The sequence below is a fragment of the Sulfitobacter marinus genome, from assembly GCF_900116285.1.
Classification (GTDB): domain Bacteria; phylum Pseudomonadota; class Alphaproteobacteria; order Rhodobacterales; family Rhodobacteraceae; genus Sulfitobacter; species Sulfitobacter marinus.
The window spans coordinates 413703-435462 of record NZ_FPAJ01000004.1; the positions used below are offsets into that span (position 1 = coordinate 413703).

Annotated in this window: 20 protein-coding genes and 1 tRNA gene; 8 read left to right on the plus strand and 13 right to left on the minus strand. The window is 58.4% G+C overall.

The window, feature by feature from the left end:
• Positions 1-16: 16 nt before the first annotated feature.
• The 4 genes from BM347_RS13460 to BM347_RS13475 form a co-directional block, all read right to left on the minus strand.
• Positions 17-1696: a hypothetical protein gene (locus BM347_RS13460; protein WP_245764273.1), complete on the minus strand. Its 1680-nt coding sequence runs from the start codon at positions 1694-1696 to the stop codon at positions 17-19.
• A complete protein-coding gene (locus BM347_RS13465) occupies positions 1693-2673 on the minus strand; it encodes a membrane dipeptidase (RefSeq protein WP_093916968.1) in 981 nt (326 codons plus the stop codon). The genes BM347_RS13460 and BM347_RS13465 overlap by 4 nt, the downstream gene beginning before the upstream one ends.
• Positions 2670-3683: an Ldh family oxidoreductase gene (locus tag BM347_RS13470; RefSeq protein ID WP_093916969.1), complete on the minus strand. Its 1014-nt coding sequence runs from the start codon at positions 3681-3683 to the stop codon at positions 2670-2672. The genes BM347_RS13465 and BM347_RS13470 overlap by 4 nt, the downstream gene beginning before the upstream one ends.
• Positions 3684-3949: 266 nt before the next feature.
• Positions 3950-4024, minus strand: a tRNA-Thr gene (locus BM347_RS13475).
• An 84-nt stretch (positions 4025-4108) separates the two neighbouring features.
• Between BM347_RS13475 and BM347_RS17615 the strand changes: the two genes are divergently transcribed.
• The 6 genes from BM347_RS17615 (at position 4109) to BM347_RS13500 (ending at position 8431) form a co-directional block, all read left to right on the plus strand.
• Entirely contained in the window at positions 4109-4279 is a 171-nt protein-coding gene (locus BM347_RS17615) for a hypothetical protein (RefSeq protein ID WP_175498575.1), read from the plus strand.
• 3 nt (positions 4280-4282) lie between these two features.
• Positions 4283-5551 carry a UDP-N-acetylglucosamine 1-carboxyvinyltransferase gene (gene murA, locus BM347_RS13480; RefSeq protein ID WP_093916970.1) on the plus strand — a complete coding sequence of 423 codons (1269 nt, stop codon included), beginning with the start codon at positions 4283-4285 and terminating at the stop codon, positions 5549-5551.
• Positions 5551-6021, plus strand: a complete 471-nt coding sequence (locus tag BM347_RS13485) for a DUF2948 family protein (RefSeq protein WP_093916971.1) — start codon at positions 5551-5553, stop codon at positions 6019-6021. The genes murA and BM347_RS13485 overlap by 1 nt, the downstream gene beginning before the upstream one ends.
• A gap of 89 nt (positions 6022-6110) precedes the next feature.
• A complete protein-coding gene (gene hisD, locus BM347_RS13490) occupies positions 6111-7412 on the plus strand; it encodes a histidinol dehydrogenase (RefSeq protein WP_093916972.1) in 1302 nt (433 codons plus the stop codon).
• Positions 7413-7486: 74 nt separating this feature from the next.
• Positions 7487-7966: a UPF0262 family protein gene (locus BM347_RS13495; protein ID WP_093916973.1), complete on the plus strand. Its 480-nt coding sequence runs from the start codon at positions 7487-7489 to the stop codon at positions 7964-7966.
• The gene (locus BM347_RS13500; protein WP_093916974.1) at positions 7967-8431 is read left to right on the plus strand and encodes an arsenate-mycothiol transferase ArsC; all 465 of its coding nucleotides are present in this window, start codon (positions 7967-7969) and stop codon (positions 8429-8431) included.
• Between the two features lie 31 nt (positions 8432-8462).
• Here BM347_RS13500 and BM347_RS13505 read toward each other — a convergent pair whose 3' ends face one another.
• Complete coding sequence (locus tag BM347_RS13505) at positions 8463-8822, minus strand: hypothetical protein (RefSeq protein WP_245764274.1); 360 nt, start codon at positions 8820-8822, stop codon at positions 8463-8465.
• Positions 8823-8981: 159 nt separating this feature from the next.
• On the minus strand, positions 8982-10079 hold the full coding sequence (locus tag BM347_RS13510) for a porin (RefSeq protein ID WP_093916976.1): 1098 nt from the start codon (positions 10077-10079) through the stop codon (positions 8982-8984).
• Between the two features lie 357 nt (positions 10080-10436).
• On the opposite strand from BM347_RS13510, the gene lepA reads away from it, so the two are divergent.
• The gene (gene lepA, locus BM347_RS13515) at positions 10437-12236 is read left to right on the plus strand and encodes a translation elongation factor 4 (RefSeq protein ID WP_093916977.1); all 1800 of its coding nucleotides are present in this window, start codon (positions 10437-10439) and stop codon (positions 12234-12236) included.
• A gap of 85 nt (positions 12237-12321) precedes the next feature.
• On the opposite strand, the gene BM347_RS13520 is transcribed toward lepA, so the two are convergent.
• The 7 genes from BM347_RS13520 to BM347_RS13550 form a co-directional block, all read right to left on the minus strand.
• A complete protein-coding gene (locus BM347_RS13520) occupies positions 12322-12807 on the minus strand; it encodes an REP-associated tyrosine transposase (RefSeq protein ID WP_093916978.1) in 486 nt (161 codons plus the stop codon).
• 71 nt (positions 12808-12878) lie between these two features.
• Positions 12879-13607 carry a polysaccharide deacetylase family protein gene (locus BM347_RS13525; protein WP_342742189.1) on the minus strand — a complete coding sequence of 243 codons (729 nt, stop codon included), beginning with the start codon at positions 13605-13607 and terminating at the stop codon, positions 12879-12881.
• Positions 13608-13621: 14 nt separating this feature from the next.
• Entirely contained in the window at positions 13622-14770 is a 1149-nt protein-coding gene (locus BM347_RS13530; RefSeq protein WP_093916980.1) for a glycosyltransferase family protein, read from the minus strand.
• Positions 14767-15348 (minus strand): histidine phosphatase family protein, encoded by a 582-nt coding sequence (locus BM347_RS13535; RefSeq protein WP_093916981.1) that lies wholly within the window; start codon positions 15346-15348, stop codon positions 14767-14769. Before BM347_RS13535 ends, BM347_RS13530 begins: the two co-directional genes overlap by 4 nt.
• A complete protein-coding gene (locus BM347_RS13540; RefSeq protein WP_093917092.1) occupies positions 15345-16355 on the minus strand; it encodes a glycosyltransferase family 4 protein in 1011 nt (336 codons plus the stop codon). Before BM347_RS13540 ends, BM347_RS13535 begins: the two co-directional genes overlap by 4 nt.
• 65 nt (positions 16356-16420) lie before the next feature.
• Entirely contained in the window at positions 16421-17662 is a 1242-nt protein-coding gene (locus BM347_RS13545) for a glycosyltransferase family 4 protein (RefSeq protein WP_093916982.1), read from the minus strand.
• The gene (locus BM347_RS13550) at positions 17659-18864 is read right to left on the minus strand and encodes a glycosyltransferase family protein (protein ID WP_093916983.1); all 1206 of its coding nucleotides are present in this window, start codon (positions 18862-18864) and stop codon (positions 17659-17661) included. The genes BM347_RS13545 and BM347_RS13550 overlap by 4 nt, the downstream gene beginning before the upstream one ends.
• A 392-nt stretch (positions 18865-19256) precedes the next feature.
• On the opposite strand from BM347_RS13550, the gene BM347_RS13555 reads away from it, so the two are divergent.
• Complete coding sequence (locus BM347_RS13555) at positions 19257-21701, plus strand: mechanosensitive ion channel family protein (protein WP_093916984.1); 2445 nt, start codon at positions 19257-19259, stop codon at positions 21699-21701.
• Positions 21702-21760 lie beyond the last annotated feature (59 nt).

Sequence of the window (21760 nt, forward strand, 5' to 3'; positions counted from 1 at the left end):
GTTTGATCCGCCTTGGTCAAAGGTCAGGCCCCACATGCAGATCATCGGGGTAGGGCGCGTTTTGAAACAGGCTGATACGCACCCAACGGTCGGATCTGGGGTCAAAGCGTGACGCGCCGAAACAGGCCAGCTTGCAACGCAGCATATCGATGGGCAGCATGTTCGCATCAATCAGGTTGTCGCGGATTTCGGCGAAGGGGCGCGCGGCTGTCAACTGCACCCGGCGCACTATGGACCGGTGTTCGGGATGCGCCAACAGCAGCTCGGCGATAGGGGCCGTAGCGGGGAAACTCTCTAGCGTTTCGTGCAGCGCTGCCGCTTGCCGCCCGATATCAAGCGGTAGCTCGCGGTCGTTGCCCGGTTCATCGAACCGCTCACCCAACCGGGGTTCAAGCTTGTCTTCGGACACGTACCAAAACCGCCCAGATGCCTTGTGGTCAGTATAATCGACCTCAAGCGCCCAATCATAGTTTCTCGCCAACATCGTTTTCAACGCGCCAATCTGTTGGCTTCCGTCAATCGCAAATGCTGCCGCTTCATCCTCGCTCAGACAATCTTCGAGCCCGTCGATCAGATGGCCATGCGGCTCAAGCATAAGCGACAAAAGCGCTTCCTGCGCCTCCGTTTCCAGATGCGTTTGGCCCCAATGCCACAGCGCGTCCCACGGATACTCTGCCCGCCGATCCCAGCCGGTTTCGGCGTAGGCCGCGATCTGGTCAAGCCCCGAACGCAAGGTCGTCAGTCGGTCTTGTTGAAGCGGGTGCGCACTTGTCCAGACAGCCGCGTTTTCTTGCGCGGCCATCAGCGCCAGACCAAAGCGTTCAACCGTGTCGGACATCGCCGCTTGTTGCGCCCGCACGCGGGCAAGGGCCTCTTCGCGCACCATCATCCAATTGTTTAGCAATATCGGGTGGCGCACAAGAAACGGTGCCATGCCAAGGCCGGTTGAATTCCCCACCCCAAGGATGCGCCGCAGGCCGTCAGCAAGCGGAACAGCCATCGCCCCGCCGCGATCCCGCGCCATGTGGTTGACCAAATCAACGGTAAAGGCGCGGATCAGCCAGACCGTTAGCATTTCCGCTTGGAATGGCGCGGCAGTTTCGGCTCGCTCACTCAGGCTGCGATGGGTAGCTGCTCCGAATTTCCCCGAACCGTAAACCGCTGTGGTTCGCATCAGATAGCCCGTCGCGGCCAAATCATCTGAATCAGGCTGGCGACCCTCGGACAGACATTGGACGACGTGATCGAACAACCGCACCGACCGGTTTGCCCGGCTTAGGGTCAGCTCTTTTTGCGTCACGCGCCCGGCCTCTTGCAGCGGTACATTTGCCGCCAGCCGGCCTAGGTCAGCCGCATCGGGTGTCCCGTCATGCAAGGCAAAGGTCGCATCCCATGCGGTGGCAATCACCCGGTCCGAGCGTAGATCGGCAGGCAGATCATGGGCAAAGGCAACCAGACTATAGGTGCGCTCGGAGCCGATGGCGCGGTAAACCGCACGGCCCACACCATTCGCGTCAATATCAAATAGGGGTCGATCAAAGCGCCAGTTTTCGCGTTGCATCCGGCGCAGCAGGATACGCAGAAATGACAGCCGCGTCGGATGGGCAAGACCGAGGCGCGCCAACTGCATGACCTGCACCGGATCACGGCGGAACATCGCCGCCGTCCGGGCAGGGGACAGCGGCGCGCGGGTCATACAGCCCTGCCAAAACTATCGCGGAAAAACCTTGCCCAGTTGCCGCCCATCAGCGCGGCGGTGTCATCCTTGGAAAAACCGATATCGCGCAGGCCAGTGGTCAGGTTGGCCATATCGGCGTTGCCATTGAACCAGTCCGGCATGGGCGGAAACCCCGGCGCATCCGCGCTGCCCTCGCCATAGTCGATACGTTTGGTCCAGCGCCCCGTGCGCATCCATTCAACGATGCTGTCGGGTTGATCCTGACATAGATCAGACCCGATCCCCAAACTCTCGACGCCATAGCGATCTGCGGCGCGTGCGATCATTTCGCAAAATTCATTCAGCGTGCAGGCACCACCATTTTTCAGGTGATGCGGGTAGATCGAAAAGCCCAACATGCCCCCTGTGCCCGTCAAGGCCCGCAAGACGGTATCGGACTTGTTGCGCAACGCCGCGTGCCACGCGGCTGGGTTGGCGTGGGTGATGGCAATAGGGCGGGTGGAATGGTCAATCGCCTCGAGCGTAGATCGCTCGCCAGAATGGCTCATGTCGACGACCAGCCCGACGCGGTTCATTTCCGCAACGACTTCACGGCCCATGCGGGTCAGCCCTGTATCGTCATCCTCATAACAACCGGTCGCCAGCAGGGATTGGTTGTTATAGGTCAGTTGCATAAAGCGCAGGCCAAGACGGTGCAGCACCTCGACCAGTCCAATGTCGTCTTCGATGCAGGACGGGTTTTGCGACCCAAAGAATATCGCGGTACGCCCGGTTCCACGCGCCAAAGTGATATCGTCGGCAGTAAATCCCTGAAAGATCAGATCGGGATGGCGTTCAAAATGCCGGTTCCACGCTTCGATATTCAGCACCGTTTCGCGAAAATTCTCGTGATAGGTGATCGTGGCATGCACAGCATCAACACCGCCCGCGCGCATTTCGCGGAATATCTTTTCCGACCAGTTCGCATATTGCAGCCCGTCAATGACCGGGCTCATGTGGCGGGCGCTCCGGCGGCTTTGATCCGCGCCAGCAAGGCATCATCAACGCTGACCCCTTCGATCTCAATCCGGGTGCGGTTGTCGGCGCGGCGTTGGCCGGGCAGGCGGGCACCGTCCTGATCCGTGATCGACGTCGCTAGACGCAGCATTGATGCGTGAAACCCGTCCCCGCCAAAGCTTGTCGGATCAATCGCGATAAAGAACTGTCCTGTGCCGGGCGGCCCGCCTTGTGTGCCGGAAAAGGGGCTGGCCTCGGCGCTTAGGTTCGCACCTGATAACGCTGCGGCCAGAATTTCGACCAATAGACCGACACCGAACCCCTTGTACCCGCCCGAGGGCATCATGGAACCGGCAAGGGCGGCATCCGCATCCAATGTTTCGTTGCCATCGGAATCCAGCGCCCAACCGGGTTCAATCGCTTTACCCTCGCGGCTGCGCAGCAGAATCTCGGATTTGGCGATAGCACTCGCGGATTGGTCAATCACCAGCATCGCACCGCCAGCGCCATCGGGCACTGCGATAGAAAAAGGATTGGTCCCCACAACGGGCTTGCTGCCGCCGGGCGGGGCAATCGACGCCGGCGCATGGGTAAAGCAAAGCCCGATCAACCCGTCTTGGGCAAGGCGTTCCGCGTGATGTCCCAACACACCGCAATTATACGAATTGTGAATGCTCATCGCCGCGATGCCATTCGTCCTTGCGGCTGCTGTAAAGCCGTCCCAACCCGCATCGATCGCAGCATGGGCAAACCCGTGATCCGCATCCACCCGCACGGCACCGGGGCGCGGGGTGGTCACGCTGGGACTGGCGGTTATCGATACCTTGCCGCACCGCAGATGCTCGGCGTAGATCGGCAGATACAGTAAGCCGTGGCTGCGTATGCCGTCACGCTCGGCAAGGCGGGTGGACCGCGCAACCGAACCCGCAGCGGCATCCGTTGCCCCCGCTGCGATCAATGTGTCATGGGCCAGGGTTTCTACGGCGTCGAGCGTCAGTGGATGCGGCATGGTTTCTCCTCGTTAAAAGGATAATGACGGCATATCGGCATGGATCAATAAAATTTTGTGCAGGGCCTGCACGTGCTGCCCGCATTGGGCACCAAATCTATCGGTGGTGGCAGTTTAATGCATCCATGAGATACGCACCCCCGCGCAGATTCGCTTGGGCCATATTATTGAAATGCGGCCCATCCAACGATGGCTAAATGGCACTAAAGGCTCGAGATACCCATAAATTCAAAGGTATAAGAGGGAAACAGCCGATGTTGGGGAAATGGTGCTGAAGGGGAGGATTGAACTCCCGACCTCGTCATTACCAATGACGCGCTCTACCACTGAGCTACTCCAGCACGAATGGCGGCTGATTAGACGCATTCGCAATATGGTGCAAGGGCTATCTAGACCCTGACTGCCCGCTGCGCTAGACAATCGACATGTCACAAGGTACCGCCCCTCAAAAGCCCAAGAACGCCAAAGCCATCCGCGAAGATCGGCTTAAGGCGGCGCTGAAGGCAAATATGGGCCGGCGCAAGGCGCAAGCACGCGCACGCAAGGCAGAGACCAAGACAGGCAACGGCCAACCTGGCCAAGACACGGAAGGCTGAACGATGGATTCGATTGTGGTCAAAGGCGGCGGTGCGCTGTCGGGACAAATTCCAATCGCAGGGGCCAAAAACGCGTGTCTGACGTTGATGCCTGCCTGTCTTTTGTCAGAAGAACCCCTGACGCTGACCAATGCGCCCCGCCTGTCCGACATTCGCACCATGACCGAATTGTTGCGCTCGCTTGGGGCCGAAGTCACGTCGATGCAAGATGGCCGCGTGCTGGCGATGTCGTGCCACGGCGACATCAACACCCGCGCCGAATATGATATCGTGCGCAAAATGCGGGCATCCAACCTTGTGCTTGGTCCGTTGCTTGCACGCGAAGGCCATGCGGAAGTATCGTTGCCCGGCGGTTGCGCCATTGGTGCCCGCCCGATGGATATTCACACCGACGGCCTGATGCTGATGGGCGCGCAGATCGATCTGCGTGACGGCTATCTGCATGCCAAGGCCGAGGGTGGTAAACTCAAAGGCGCAGTGATCGATTTCCCGTTTGCATCCGTGGGCGCGACAGAGAACATCATGATGGCCGCGACGTTGGCCAAAGGCACAACCGTCATCAACAACGCTGCCCGCGAGCCCGAGATTGTCGATCTTGCCGATTGCCTGCGTGCCATGGGCGCACAAATCGAAGGTGACGGCACCAGCCGCATCGAAATTCAGGGCGTTGAGCGCCTGCACGCCGCCACACACCGCGTCGTGACCGACCGGATCGAGCTGGGCACGTATATGCTGGCCCCTGCCATTTGTGGTGGCGAGGTTGAATTGCTGGGCGGTCGCATCAACCTGCTGCAGGCGTTTTGTGAAAAACTGGACGCCGCGGGGATCGACGTGACAGAGACTGACAAGGGCCTGAAAGTGGCGCGCCGCAACGGCAGGATACAGGCGGTTGATGTGACGACCGAACCGTTCCCCGGTTTTCCCACCGATCTGCAGGCGCAGATGATGGCACTGCTTTGTACAGCCGAAGGCACCTCAGTGCTGGAAGAAAAGATTTTCGAGAACCGCTTTATGCACGCGCCCGAACTGATCCGCATGGGGGCCGATATCGAGGTCCACGGCGGCACGGCAACTGTAAACGGTGTCAAGAAATTGAAAGGCGCGCCTGTCATGGCGACAGATTTGCGCGCCTCTGTATCGCTGATCCTTGCGGCGATGGCGGCCGAGGGCGAAACCAAAGTCAGCCGGGTCTATCATCTGGATCGCGGATACGAACATGTGGTGACCAAACTGCGCGGCGTGGGCGCAAATATTGAACGGATCAAAGAATAATGACCCAGGACGCACGTTTCGAAGACGGCCGCGAGGCACCGTTGAACCTTGGCGTTTTGGATGCCGATGATCTCAAGGTGATCTCCTCCTTGACCCAAGACGCGGTTTTTCCGGCTTCCGAAATGCGCTGGCATCAAAAAGGCGCGCGGTTCGCGCTGCTTTTGAACCGTGTTCGCTGGGAAGACGAAGGTAAAACACGCCATGCACCTGAACGTGTTCAATCGGTCTTGATGTTCAACAATGTTCAGCGCGTATCGACCCAAGGTGTGACCAAGGGCGACAGTGATATGATCCTGTCGTTGCTCGATATCGAATTCAATGAAACCGATGCGCCGTCGGGCGACGTGCTTTTGACCCTTGCCGGTGATGGCGCGATCCGGCTTCGCGTCGAAGCGCTCGAGGTCACCCTAAAAGACGTGACCAAGCCCTATGTCGCACCTTCACGTAAGTTGCCGGAACATCCGGTCTGATCCGCTTCTCTGGCTCTTAAATATCCAAATTCAACATCACCTTGCATCGCCCCGCCCATAATAGGGCACATGGCTGAAAGGGATCTTAAATGCCCCAGTTTCTAGACTATTCACAGCCTGATTTCGAAGCGGCGTTTACAGCCCTGCTATCTGCCAAGCGCGAAGAAAGCACGGATGTTGACGATACCGTTGCAGATATCATCGCGCAGGTTCGCGAGAACGGGGATGCGGCGGTGATCGCGTTGACCCAGAAATTCGACCGCATCGCGCCGACGCCCGAAACCCTTCGCATCACAACCGCCGAAGTTGATGCCGCCGTGGCGCAGGTATCACAGGAAGACCGCGCTGCGTTGGAAATGGCCGCCACCCGCATTCGTGATTATCACGCCCGCCAACTGCCTGAAGATGCTGAATGGACGGATGAGGCTGGCGCGACTTTGGGATGGCGCTGGACAGCGGTTTCTGCGGCCGGGCTTTATGTGCCGGGTGGGCTTGCCAGTTATCCGTCGTCGGTGTTGATGAACGCGATCCCGGCCAAGGTTGCTGGGGTAGAACGTCTGGCCATGGTGGTGCCGACACCTGATGGCGTCCTTAACCCGCTTGTGTTGCTTGCCGCTCGTATCGCTGGTGTCGATGAAATCTACCGCATTGGCGGGGCTCAGGCGGTCGCCGCCTTGGCATACGGCACCGCAACCATTCCGCCGGTGGATAAAATCACCGGTCCGGGTAACGCGTTTGTCGCAGCGGCCAAGCGCCGTGTATTCGGTAAGGTCGGCATCGACATGATCGCAGGACCTTCGGAGATCCTTGTGATTGCGGACGCCGATAATGACCCCGACTGGATCGCCCTTGATCTGTTGTCGCAGGCCGAACATGACGAAAGCGCGCAGTCCATTCTCGTCACCACCGACGCCGCCTTTGGTCAGGCTGTTGCAGTGGCTGTCGAAAAACGTCTCGAAACGCTTGAGCGGCGCAAGATCGCCGGGGCAAGCTGGCGCGATAACGGCGCGATCATCACGGTACCTGATGTTGCGGTCGCTGCCGCGCTTAGCAATCGGATCGCCCCTGAACACCTTGAGCTATGCGTCGCGGATGTGGATGCGCTGAGCGCGCAGATTACCCATGCTGGCGCGATTTTCCTTGGCCAATGGACGCCCGAAGCTATCGGTGATTATATCGGCGGTCCGAACCACGTTCTGCCCACCGCACGTTCGGCGCGGTTTTCATCAGGTCTGTCCGTGCTTGATTTCATGAAACGCACGACCCTTGCCCGCATGTCCCCCCAAGCATTGCGTGCAATCGGGCCGTCAGCGGAGCGGCTCGCGCGCTCTGAAAGCCTTGAGGCGCATGGCCTGTCCGTCACGGCCCGTTTGGCTAAGCTGAACGAGTGACGCGGCGACCAAGATTGAACAACCTTATCGCGCGGCCTATGGTCGCCCGAACCAAAGAATGAATTGAGAAGCCCATGTCTCGGATTACGCATATCGCGCTTGACGACGCAAACCTGCCACCGCCCACGCCTGAGATCGAACAAGAACGCAAGGTCGCGATGTTTGATCTGCTTGAGGACAACGTGTTCACCCTGCCCAACAGGGGTGACCGGGATGTGCCGCAAGGGCCGTATCATCTAGGGTTGTCCATCCGCGATAAGCGGCTGGTGTTTGATGTGAACACGGAACAAGATGAAAAGGCGGCCGAGTTTCATCTGTCGCTGGGGCCGTTCCGTCAGGTCGTTAAAGACTATTTCCAGATTTGCGAATCCTATTTCGAGGCGGTCAAAAAATCCGCCCCCGCGCAGATCGAGACGATTGATATGGCCCGCCGCGGTATCCACAATGAAGGTTCGCGGGTATTACAGGAACGTCTTGAAGGCAAAGCCGAGATTGACACAGACACGGCGCGGCGTCTTTTCACCCTGATCTGCGTCTTGCATTACGGCGGATAAATGGACGAAAAACTGCCCCAATCGGTGCTGTTTTGCTGCGATCACAACGCAGTGCGGTCCCCCATGGCCGAAGGATTGATGAAAAAGTTTTACGGCACGGGCACCTATGTCCAGTCCGTTGGCGTCATGAATGATCTTGAGATTGACGGCTTTTCCATCGCCGTTTGTCAGGAACTGGACGTGGAGCTATCGCGCCACCGGTCGCGCAGTTTTGACGAAATGGAAAATTGGGGTGACGACCTTAGTTCCTTTGATCTGGTCATTGCTCTCAGCCCAGCCAGCCAGCGCCGCGCGTTGGAACTGACGCGGTATTATCATTTGACCGTTGAATACTGGCCCATCCTTGACCCCACCGGACTGGGCGAAACCCGCGAGGCCAAGATGGTGCAATACCGCGCCGCCCGCGATCAGATCAAAGAACGGCTGATCGAGCGTTTCGGAGAACCGACCCGCCCGCAAATCTGAACATTTTTGTAGGATCGTCTCTGCCGGGATGTCAGGCGGCGCTGCACAAGGTCTCGGCGGTGTTTCCAAACGCTTTCCATGTACTCCAGAACGCGTTGTCACTTGCGCTGTCCGACTGGCGGGCCTCTTGCAGGGTGTGGGGGTCTTTGAATACCTGAACGCCGCGCCGTTGCTCGGACGGGGAAAGCGAACGATCTGCAACGGCTTGGATGCAGCCACAGCGCGACCGGCTGGCCTGTTTACGCCCCGCAGACATACAGGCCGATTGGATCGGACCCGTCGCGAATAAAACAGGTGCGCTGCGATAGCCGCCACCGGGGTTATAGCCGCGCCCCCCGCCACAAGCGGCCAATGCGGATAACGCGCAAATCATCGTAAAAATTCGTAACATCTATCGCCTCGTCTTCGGCGCGCCGGGTTGATCCCGTTTGCTGCGCCATCTGCTTGGGCGAACTATGCCGCATAATCTGCGGTTGGGCAATTCACGATAACGCAAATTGAGCTGCCTTTGCCCATTGGTATCGGGCAAAGGCGTTGATATGGCTGCCGTTTAGAACTTCCAGCGGGCACCGACGAATGTGACATCCATGTCTTGGTAAGACGCAGAAGCACTGTCGAATTCATAGGTGCGGTAAGTCGCGTAAAGTTCAGTATTGTATTCATCAAGACGCTGAACAACCGCAACACCCACAGACGAGGTGTCGGACCCTGCGACGGTAAAGTCGTTGCCGTCGTAGTAATCGATCGACAATGATGTCGAGCCGATGGCCCAGTAATCGCGTGTCAGACCTGCTTTGATATAGGCATAATCAGCGTCACCCGCGACTTGACGGCCCGCTGACACAGCAAGGTTCAGACCGGTTGGCGCGTGCAGAACAGCGGCAGAGCCCATGACTAGATCATTGGTGCTGTCGCGGAAGGAGTAGCCCAAACGCGTGTCGATCTTATAATCACCATAATCCGTAGCATAGCGTGTGCCCACATCGTAGTAATCGTTATCGTCACCCGATTTCAGGACTTCTTGGCCAGCGGATACCGACGCCGAGAAGCCGCTATAGACGGGTGTGTCATACCGAACGCGCAGGCGGCGGCTGCCGTCGAAAGAGCCGTTCGTGTTACCAATGTTTACGGTCGAAAGCGTGCCATCGGCAAAACGTAAGGATTGGCTGCCTGCGATGTCGCTGATGCCAACATATGCGGCCACACCAGTGCCCGAGAAATCAGCCTCAGCGGAGCCGTCAGTTGACGTGCTGCCCTGACCCAAGGAGAACGTCCCCATGGTTGGTGTCTTATACGCCAGATCAAATTTGCGCAGTTCAGTCCGGTGGTATTCGGCGTCAAAGTCGTCATCGGTGCCGTTTATGCTGGACGAACCCGTCAGACCCAAGCCGGTCTCAAAGGTCAGCTTAAGCTCGGATCCGTTTTGCATGGCCTGCGTCATAGACAGGCCGATGCGGCTGTTGGAATTGTCGTTGTCCGTGAAGGCAGAATTACTGTCTACACCGTCATCAACGCTGACAACGCCCATGTTCAATTGCCCGTAAAAGTCCCAAACGGGCCCTGCGGATTGGGCCTGTGCCAGCGCAGGTACAAACGATAGGCCGAAGGCAGCGGCCGCGACAGGTGCAAGCTGTTGTTTGATCTTCATCTCTGAGTTCCTTTTTCACCCGGCCCACGCCGTCGCGGGCCATTAGAGAACTCAAATCTAGGAAGGAGATGTGGCGCTTAAAACCATAAGGTAGGCGAACTAAATCCGACTGTTGCACGAAGGCTCTACTCAAGCAAAAGTGAGAACGCGTGCAGCCTATGTTTTTAAAGCATTTTTTGGGTGATATGCGGAATTTGCATGGGTGCTTCCCGATCCGGGCACTTGAATTCAGCAGGCCGCAACCAAGCATATTGCGCGGCAAATGGCCCATGCTCCCTGAAATAGCGCTTATTCATCATGGACAACAGGCAATCGGACCCATTGACCAGCGCTTAAAACCGCACCATATCCCTATCCATGACAGCACTTTCACACATCCGCAATTTCTCCATCGTCGCGCATATCGACCATGGTAAGTCCACGCTCGCTGATCGTCTTATCCAAGAGACGAACACAGTCGCCTTGCGCGATATGAAAGAGCAAATGCTAGACAGCATGGACATCGAACGCGAACGCGGCATCACGATCAAAGCACAAACCGTGCGGATCGATTACACTGCGTTGAATGGCGAGAATTACGTTCTCAACCTGATCGACACCCCCGGCCACGTGGATTTCGCCTATGAGGTGTCACGGTCCATGCGCGCGGTTGAGGGATCGCTGTTGGTTGTCGACAGCACCCAAGGCGTTGAAGCGCAGACATTGGCCAATGTCTATCACGCGCTGGACGCGGATCACGAGATCGTGCCGGTCCTGAACAAGATCGACCTGCCCGCCACCGATTGCGACCGCGTCGCCGAACAGATCGAAGACGTGATCGGCATTGATGCGTCCGAGGCGATCCGCGTATCGGCCAAAACCGGCGAAGGGATCATCGACACGCTTGAAGCCGTCGTGCACCGTTTGCCTGCCCCCAAGGGCACGCTGGATGCGCCGCTCAAGGCGATGCTGGTGGACAGTTGGTACGACAGCTATTTGGGCGTGATCGTTCTGGTCCGGATCATGGACGGTCAGCTGAAAAAGGGCGACCGCATTCGGATGATGCAAAACGGGTCCGTGCATCACGTTGACCGCATTGGCGTATTCCGCCCCGCGATGACGACAATTGATGTGCTAGGGCCAGGGGATATCGGGTTCCTGACCGCGTCGATCAAACAGGTCCGCGACACGCGGGTCGGCGACACCATCACCCACGAGAAAAAGGGCTGCGAGACCCCGCTGCCGGGCTTTAAGCCGTCGCAGCCGGTTGTTTTCTGTGGCCTGTTCCCTGTGGACGCCGCACTGTTCGAAGATCTGCGCGACAGCATTGAAAAGCTGGCGTTGAACGACGCGAGCTTTAGTTTCGAGATGGAAACCTCCGCGGCACTTGGCTTTGGCTTTCGCTGCGGTTTCTTGGGGCTGCTGCACCTCGAAGTCATCCGCGACCGGATCGAGCGCGAATATGACATTGACCTGATCACTACGGCCCCGTCGGTGATCTATGACATCCACATGAAAGACGGCACCGTTACGCAGTTGCACAACCCTGCGGACATGGTCGACCTGACGTTCGTGGACCACATTGAGGAACCGCGCATCAAGGCGACGATCCTTGTGCCCGATGACTATCTGGGTGACGTTTTGAAACTGTGTCAGGACCGCCGTGGTATCCAGCTGGACCTGACCTATGCGGGCAGCCGCGCGATGGTGGTCTATGACCTGCCACTGAACGAAGTGGTGTTTGACTTCTATGACCGTCTGAAATCGGTGACCAAGGGCTATGCGTCCTTTGATTATCAGATGATTGGCTACCGCGAAGACGCGCTGGTGAAAATGTCGATCCTTGTTAACGACGAACCGGTTGATGCACTGTCAACGATGGTGCACCGCGACCGCGCCGAAATGCGCGGCCGTGCGATGGTCGAAAAGCTGAAAGACCTGATCCCGCGCCACATGTTCAAAATCCCGATCCAAGCGGCCATCGGTGGCAAAGTCATAGCCCGCGAGACCCTGAGCGCGATGCGCAAGGACGTGACGGCGAAATGTTACGGCGGGGATGCGTCTCGGAAACGGAAGCTGCTGGACAAGCAGAAAGCCGGTAAAAAGAAGATGCGCCAGTTTGGTAAGGTGGATATCCCGCAGGAAGCGTTTATTAGCGCCTTGAAGATGGACGGCTAGAACGGATTATTTGGTACCCGTAGGGTGGGTAAAACCCACGCGTCACTCCCCCTCAACCGTGCGCAACGCGTGGGTTTCACCCACCCTACGTTATATACTCGCCACGCCTGATTTCCCGATGGACCGTTGAATATGGCCATTCTTCCGGTCGCTCGACAAGCCCGTGTTTCACGGGGTTCCAATGGCAATATTCGACATGGGCGGCGAAATCTGCTTCGTCCCGGATGCAATGCTCCCAAAACCGCCGCTGCCAGATGCCGCACTCCCCTTTGCGCTGCTTGCTGGCGCTGACATATTCAGGTTGTGGGCAGTGCCGCGAAAAGGTCGATTTGATCTTCTTCCAGCGAACAGAGAAATCAGCGTCTCCGTCAGGCAATGTCCACACTGCATGTATGTGGTCCGGCAGCACGACCAGTGCGTCGCAGGTCAGGGGGTATTCCGCCACGACCGACGCATAGGCGGAGCGTAAAAGGTCAATTTCGCGGACCAGCAGGTCTGATCCGCGGTCGGACAAGTTAACGGTGAAGAAATAGGTGCCTCCCGGCACGTACATCCGGCGGTATTTGCTCATGTTTTGATATTGTTTGATCTTGGTAAACAAAGGATTGCACGTGGGCTGCTCCCATCCTTTGCCCCGTCACGCTAGGCCAACACCGTCCTTAGATCCGCCGCCATCGCACCGCCGTCCAACAATGTGGCAAGGCAGCTTTGCGTGAAATCCCAGATATCTTGATCGTGCACCAGATGATGGGTGAGAAACCCCATGGGTTCGCTCGCATCGGTGATCCCCTGTCTACGGTCCTGCAACAGCTGCACGATATGCGCGATCATGTCGTCTGGCGGCACAAGGCCGCGCCCGCCGCGCCAGAATATCGGATCAATATGGGTGTTGATCTGCGCAAGGCCGGGCGCTGCCCATTGAGATTGGCGCGGCAGATACGTGGACAGTGCAGTATACCCTAAGGGCGCGAGCTCGGGCAGCAAGGATGCGCCCACACGGTTCCAAGGCGGGACAAACATCGGCAGGAAATCTTTGCCAAAAAGCGCGTTCATCCGGGTCAGTGCACGTTCCGCGTCGGCTAGGGCGGTGTCGCGAGGATGGCCAAACTCGGCTTTCTTCTGCCCGTCGGGGGCGTGGCTGATGTGCTGCCAGCCATGGACAAGCGGCACGACAGTTTCATGATTGGCGCAGAACGTTGGCAAGGTGTCTTGCGCGTGTTTTGGGATCACCGCCAGATGGACAGGCAGGTGCAGTGTTTCGGCCATTTTGGTCAGTCGATCCAGCGCCGGGGTCGGTTCAATTGCATCGTCATCGCGCCACCATATCGGCAGTTGGCGTTGCTCTGCACGCCATATGGACAGCTCAGCCATCAGAGGGGCCCAATCTATCCGCATGTTTGGGTCTCGCGCATGTCACGGGTGATTTGCACGGTTTGAGCTGCGCCATCAAAACCCTTTGTTCGCGGTGCCCGTCGCGGGGCGTTCAGCACGGCAGTCACGTCATTCAGCAATGTATCCGCAGACAGGTCCGCGTTCCTCAGAACCGCAATACCATCCATCTGTGCCAATGCATCCGCGCGCAGCCCTTGTTCCACCTCGCTGCCCGCATCAAAGGGGATGAACACTGCATGCGTACCGCTTTGCAGGATGTCCAAAGCGGTGTTGTACCCGCACAACGATACAGACGCGGCGGCGTGATAGAGCATCTGCCGGAACTCGGGCCGTGCGGGCTCAACGGTGACATTTGCGGGCGCGCTGCGCATCAGATCGGCGCTGCGCTCTGCGGCATCTTGGCCGCCCAGCAAAAACCGCCATTGCCGTTTTTCGGGGTCCAATTTTGCCGCCGTAAGGGCGGTATCAAACACATGCTGGCCGACGTCGCCGCCGCCTGCGCTGACGAGGATTTCGCCGCTGCCCAACCCATCCACATGCGGTGCGGCGGCGGGGGGGGCCACATATCCGGTATAGCGCAGCTTGCCTGCCAAGGCGTCCGACACCGGCCAGCTAAGCGACAGGGGGGCGAGCTCCGCATCCGAATGGACCAGCACGGCGTTATAGAACTGAGCGATCAGATCATCGGCAAGGGCCGCTTTGGCGGGTTTGGAGGGGGGCGCGAGGATGTCGCGCACTGACGCACAGATCAGGGGACGGCGCGGCAGGTCCTGCGCCGCATTCAATAGGGCGGTGAATTCGGCCCTTAGGATACGTCTGCCAAAGGGGAACAGTTCGGTGATCAGAACGTCAGGTTCCTGCGATTGCACCGTGTCGATTAGCATCCTTGTTCGGGTGTCAAACAGGGCGGCATCAGCCTCCGTACCATCGCCATCCAGCAGACGCGCAAAGTTCACCCCATCGGACCGAAGCGGCGGAAGCTGGACAACTTCTACATCATCGCGGCGCAGTTGCGGCGCGGGCATCCCCCCCGAGACCACAATAGTTTCGTGGCCAGCGTCGCGATAGGCACGACCCAGTGTCAGGGCGCGGGCAAGATGGCCTGTGCCCAGCAGATGCGTGACGACGATGCAAACTTTCATACGCGGGGTTCCAGTCGGATTTGGTCGGGAGATGCCTGCCATCCGGCGGGGTCGATCTGGACTAGATATAGGCGGTTCCGTTTGACCTGAAAGGGGGGATCGCCCTTGAAATCCCATCCCATCGCATGGGCGAGCAACACCCGCATGACGCCAATATGGCACACGGCAACCGTATCACGGGGCAGGCCATTGGCCCACGGGATCAACCGGACGCGCAGATCGGCCGGGCTTTCACCGCCGGGCGGCGTGAAATCCCAGCCCCAATATTCGATGTCCCGAAACCCGCTCGACGGGTCCGCTTTCAGGTCAACGCCGCGGAGGCCTTCCCAGCGACCCCAGTCCATTTCCATCAAGGAGGCGCTGGTTTGAGGCGGTTTGTCTGCGACCAATTCGGCGGTTTGAACAGCACGGGACAGTGGGCTGGACAGCAGATCGGCACCGTTCCAAGGCGCTGGCAGGCCCAGCCCCGCCAGTTGCGCGCGCGCATCATCATCCAGCGGAATATCGGTCCGCCCTTGGATGCGCCCTGCGCGGTTCCAGTCCGTATGGCCATGACGCAAAAGGGCAAGCTGGATCATCGGTATACTCCGCATTTCGCGAGGCCCGAAAACAGCGTGGCCGAGGCCGCAGGCAAAAGGTGATGGGCGGCTACATGGTCTTGGGCTTTACGCCCCAGACGATGTCTTAGCTCCGAGTCAGATAGCAACTTCTGCAAACGAGCGGCGAGGGGCGGGATGCCTCCTGCGGGATCGGGATAGTCACCGGGGGCCAGCACGTCACGCACACCGGGCCGGTCTTGCGCCACCACGGGCAAGCCCGCGGCCTGCCCCTCAAGATAGGCCAGACCAAAGGCTTCGTTCACGCCGGGCCAGAACAACAGCGACGAGGTGCGGTAGACATCGGCCAATGCGTCGGCGTCTAACTGACCCAAGAACTGCACCGCAGGACCAAAGGGGGCCATCAACGCTTCGACGCGCGCGCGCGCGGCTCCGTCGCCCGCAATGCGTAGCGACCAGCCGGTGTCAGGCAGTTGCGCCAATGTATCGGCGATGATTTTATACGAGGCGAGCTTGTCGCCCTCCCGCAGCATCCCAACAGCAAGCATGTGGCCGTCTGGCGCTGCCGCCGCATCCACGCTGCTGCGCATCAAGAACGGAGGCAGGTGAATTAACTGCTGGGCACCGGCGCGGTCGCGTTCCAGCGTTTCGGCGTCACGATGGGTGAAATAAAATATCACATCAGCGGCGTCGCTGGCGGTTTCAGTAGCTTTGGCAAAACGCGCCCACGGGCCGATCAGACGTTTGCGCGCGCGGGATGCTTCGATCAGCAGATAGGGAATGCCCAAATGGCGCGCGACGGATGGCCCGATCAGATCAGGTGCTTTGTAGTAGTTGTGATATGTAACCCACGCCTGCCAGCCCTCGGCCCGCCCAAGCTGGGAAAAGCGGGCAATTTCACCCTGCGCCTGATCGAGAAGCCGGGTCTGTAATGCACTATCCCCCGTTCCGTCGCGGGATCGTAGGGTGCTGGCCAAAGTGACAGTCGCTCCGCCATATTCTAACGCTGCAATCAACGCCCGTGCCATCGCGCGATCCCCTGACGGGGTGGGATGATCTGGTGCCTTCAGGGGCGCGTAAAACCCAAGATGCATCAGACCGAGCGCGCCAGCATCGCCCCAAGCCGCTTGTGAAGCTGGCGAATGCCGGGGGCCATGGTGAATTCGGCATGCAGACGCTTGTGCCCGGCTTCGGCAAGGCGCGGGCCCAGTTCTGGATCGGCGGCGAAATCTTGCATCGCTTGCGCTAATGCGGCGGGGGCATCGTCGCTTAGAATACCGCTGGTGCCGCTGTCGATAAATTCGGGGATCGCTGACACAGGCGTGCTCAGGATGGGCAGCTTTTGGCTTGCGGCTTCCATCAACACATTGGGCAAACCGTCGCGATCGCCGTCCTTGGCGATCCGCGAGGGCAGCACAAAAAGATCGGCCTTGCGCATTTCGGCAATCACTTCGGGCTGGTCGCAAGCACCGCGCCATGTCATCCGGTCGTTGATGCCGTGGTCTTGGGCGCGGGCTTTCATCGCGTCCGACAATGTGCCGCCGCCGATATGGGTCCAGTGCCAATCCAGCGTTTTGGGCAAAAGCGCGAGCGCATCGATCAGGTTATCGAACCCCTTCTTTTCAACCATGCGGCCGACAGACATCATTTGGAAGGTGTCTGTTGTGCCGCGCTGTTCGCGGGCGGGCGCGTCGGGAAAACGCGACAGATCAAGGCCGTGATACACCAGATCAATCCGGCTAGGATCGGCGGCCAGATCGCGCAGATGTTCCGCCCCGAACGCTGTGCATGTGGCCCCAAATGCGGCACCATACGTCGCCGGGTTCAGCTTTTCGCGCAATTCCCACTCGGGCGATGTCCAGATATCCTTGGCATGGGCGGAAAAGCTCCACGGTAGGCCGCGCAGGATCGCGGCATAGCGGGCGACCGAGGATGGCGTGTGCAGAAAATGGGCATAGATGCCGCGGGTGTCTGCGGGAAGCTCATGCGCCATGACACAGGCCTGACCAAAACGGCGGCGACGGTTGGGCGTGTCGTCGCGGGCCAGATCCCGTTCAAAGGCGTCAAGTGCTTCGCCGTAGCCCGGCATAGATTGTGCGGCTTCGCGGCCCGCTGAAACGCGGGCCGGATCGTCGCGGAGATATTCGGGCAGATACCGAACCTTGGCGTTTAGACGGTCATGCAGCGGGTGGGTTTTCGTGTCTGTCGGGTGGCGCAGCGACCAGATGTCAAAGCGCAGGCCAGCTTCCTCAAGTGCGACAAGCTCTTGCGCGATAAAGGTCTCTGACAGGCGCGGCCAGCCTTTGACAACAATGGCAAGGGGCGCGTCGGTCATTTCGCGGCATCCATCAGCGCGGTGCCACGTTCAATGACCACTTTCAGCCCGTCCAGAATACCGTCTGATCCGGCTTGCGACGGTTTGTTTTGATGCGGCAGGTGTCGTATCGCGGCGATCATCGCATCCGCGGTCATGCCGTCGCGGTTTTCATCCAGCATCCGCACAAGGCCCAATTCTTCGGCGCGGCTGGCCCGGATCCATTGCTCAAGCCGGGGCACGGTGCGCGGTACGATCACGGCACGTTTGTCAAAGGACAGCACCTCGCAAAAGGTGTTGTAGCCGCCCATACAAACGACGCCCTCTGCACCGACGAACAGCGCCTCGATCCGGCTGTCAAACCCGACGGCAGTGACCCGTCCGTTCAGTTTCTCCACTCGTGCGTCAAACGCCTCGCGGGTGTCGCCGGACAGGAAGGGGCCATAGATTAGAACGGCATTCGGGGCCAGATCTGGGTCTTTTTCATAGGCCTCAAGCACCAGCGATACCATCGCGGCACCATCGCCGCCGCCACCGGGCGTGATCAAAACATAAGGGTGTTCCGGCAGGTCAACCTCGTCGGTGGTTTCGCGGCGCAGGTATCCGGTCCAGTGCATCCGGCTGCGGGTTTCATCCGATAGGGCCAAACCCTTGGTCGGATCATAGATGTCATGATCCCCATAGACCCAGATTTCATCATAGAATTCTTCCGTCGCCTCAACGGCGTTTTTGCGCGACCATTCGGCGGCCAGCACCGTAGGTTCGTCCAAGACATCGCGCAGGCCCAGAACGGTTTTTGTCGTGCCGTGGTCACGCAGCCATTCAAGGCTGGGCAGCAGCTCGCCGCGAAAGCCTGATGGCTCTTTATCGACGATCAACAGATCGGGTTCGTATTTCTCGATCGCGGTTTTGATCAGCCCGGACCGCAGCGCTGTGATTTCGTCAATATCCAGCCCCAAGGTTTGCGACACATAGCTGCCATCGGCCAGCTTGGTCACACCAGGAAGGCGGATGTGGTCAACGCGTTCGGGAAAGGTAAAGCGCCCGGCAACGGGCGATCCTGTCAGAATAATCGCTGATGCGGTTTCATCACCTTGGGTCAGCGCCGTCGCCAAAGCCCGGGACCTGCGTAAATGGCCCAGCCCGAACGTATCATGGCTGTAGAACATGATGCGGTGCGAAGACTGCCCGTTGCGGCTTGGTCTGGTGGGCGATTGGTTCATGCGCCGGTCCTAACTTGGTCTGGAAGCCTTGCGGCACAGGTCACGTCCTGTGTTGCGAAAGACCCCGGAAATGTCAAAAACAACTTTGCCGATGGGGGCAAAACTGCTCGGGTTTATGCTCAACTTTTCAGCGGATGCAGCCTGCAGAGGTATGTGCCGGGATCACGGCGGCAAACAGGGCTGATCATATGGGTTCCTTTGTCAGGGTCTGTGACGCCAACGCGTTAAGAATAGTTAACATTACTTTGCGCGATTGGCACGTTTGAATGCGTTCGGGCACGCGAACAGGCCATCCGGGCCCGAGACCGCGAGTTAGTTCCATATGGCGCAATTGCAATGGCCGCGGCGCTGGCTTAGCGTCGTTTGAGGTATTTTAGCGACAGCGAGGCAATATGCGGCACATTATTTCAGTATTTTTGCTGTCATTATTTTTGATCCCTTTTGCTGGTCAGGGGGATGCGCAAGGGCTGCAAACCCTGTTCCCCACAGTAAAATCTGACACGAACGACGACGATGCCCGCGTGGCAGAGATCATGAAGCAGGCCGCTGAAAATGGCGTTGGCGTGGTGGTCATCGACGCCAACGGCAACCTGCTGAACCAGTCAAATGCCATGCCCACATCACCTGATGCGGCGGCGGATGGTGAAATCGACGTTGAGCAGCAGCATTCCGCGCTCATGGCGCTCCAAGAGCGCACGAACGGTTTTCGCAATGCCCTGATCCAACGTATCATTCAATTGCCGGATGCGATTAACGAAGTTCTTTATATCTTGCGTGCGGCCAGCCCCGACGGAACCTTGTGGGCCTTTGGCAAGGCGTTGCTGTATTCGCTGGGGCTGTTTGCCGTTGGCGCGATTGTCGAACTACAGGTTTTCGCCAGATATTTTGCACGGCAATTTGTCACCTCGCGCGTTATGGAAAACCCGGTCGGCTATGGCGAGAAAATGCCATTTCTGGTGTTCCGCTTTCTCATGGGCATTCTGGGTATTCTGGTATCGATGGTCGTGGCCTATCTGTTGGGCGCGCTTTTGTTTGGTGCCCTCGAAGATACGGCGATGCAATTCACCGTCACGCTGATTAATATCGGCTATTTCGTGTGCCGGTTCTTTGCGGTGCTGTGGCGGATGATCCTGTCCCCCTTCCTGTCGCAATATCGCATCCCGGTGTTTAGTGACAAAGATGCAAGACGGCTGCACCGCTGGCTGTGGATTTTGGCCAGCTTCGATACATGCGCCATTCTTTTTGGCCTGTGGATCGGCGAATTGGGCCTGAACTACGACGTTTATGCATTTATATCCTCGCTGCTTTCCGCGGCAATCGTATTGGCCAATATCCTGATGGTGTTGGTGAACAGGCGGGCGATCTCGAACGCGCTGCGCCACGGCAGACCGGTGGAAGAAGTCAGTTTTGTCGCACGGATCCTGTCGAAGGTTTGGGCCCCTGTCGTTATCGTCTATGTCCTGTTCGCATGGGTCGAGCTGACCTATGATTTGGTGCTGGCCAACCCTAGCTCCATCCCGCTGATTGCGGGTGCCTACGGCATTCTGGTCTCGATTATTGTGGTCTACGGGGTCATCAACTTTGCCATTGAACGCGGTTTCGCAAGGGCGAGGCACATGCGGCGGCTGAACGAGATCCGCAGCGAACAAGCACGTATCAATGACGCTGCGGACAGCGCGGGGCCTGGCACTGAAACGGGTGATGGCGCGCCGGATATAACAGAAGAAGAACGTTTGTTTGCTGCTGAAGAAGAGGCCCGCGCACAGATCGCGCCGCGCCGGACGCTGAACACCTTTGAGGCGCTGGCCAGACGGGTCGCGGCCATTTTGGCATTTGTGGCCGGGGCCTATGCGTTCTTTTTCATCTGGGATAATGAAAGCGCGCAGATCGTGGAAAGCGTTGCCGATCGGCTGCTGGATGTCATGGTCATCATCTTTATCGGCTATATCATCTACCACGCGTTCCGGATCTGGATTGATACCAAAATCGAAGCCGAAGCAGGCGATCAGCCCGAAGCGGAGCTGGGCGATGAAGGTAGCGGCGCATCCTCGGCCAGCCGCCTTGCCACGCTGCTTCCTTTGTTTCGGAACTTTATCCTGATTGTGGTCGTCGTCACCATCGTGCTGATTGTTCTGATGGAATTCGGCATCAACGTCGGCCCCCTGTTTGCGGGTGCCGGTATTGTGGGCGTCGCGGTTGGGTTTGGGTCTCAGGCGCTGGTGCGCGACATCTTTGCGGGCGCGTTCTTCCTATTCGATGATGCGTTCCGCAAGGGGGAATATCTGGACGTTGGCGGGGTCAAAGGCACCGTTGAAAAAATTTCGGTCCGGTCCTTTCAACTGCGCCACCATCTGGGGCCACTGCATACTATTCCGTTCGGCGAGTTGCAGGTGATGACCAACTATTCCCGCGACTGGGTGATTATGAAACTGCCCCTGCGCGTGACCTATGACACCGATGTGGAGAAGGTGCGTAAGCTAATCAAGAAGCTTGGTGTGGAACTGCTGGATGATCCGGTGATTGGCGACAACTTTATCCAACCGTTGAAATCACAAGGCGTGATTGAAATGCAGGATTCCGCGATGATCATCCGGGTGAAGTTTATGACCAAACCGGGGGATCAATGGCTGATCCGCAAACGCGTCTACGAAGAAATCCGATCCCTGTTTGAGCGCGAAGGCATACGTTTTGCCCACCGCGAGGTCACCGTGCGTTTGGCCGACGGCAAGGTGGATGATCTAAGCGATCAGGAACGCAAAGCCGTCACCGCTGCCGCGCAAGCATCCCTCGAGGAAGATCCGTTAGACGCGCCTGAAACAAACGGGGACGACCGATAGCGGCGGTGTGATTGATTTCGAAATTGAAATGGATGCGGCGCGGGCTATCTGAGGTTGTA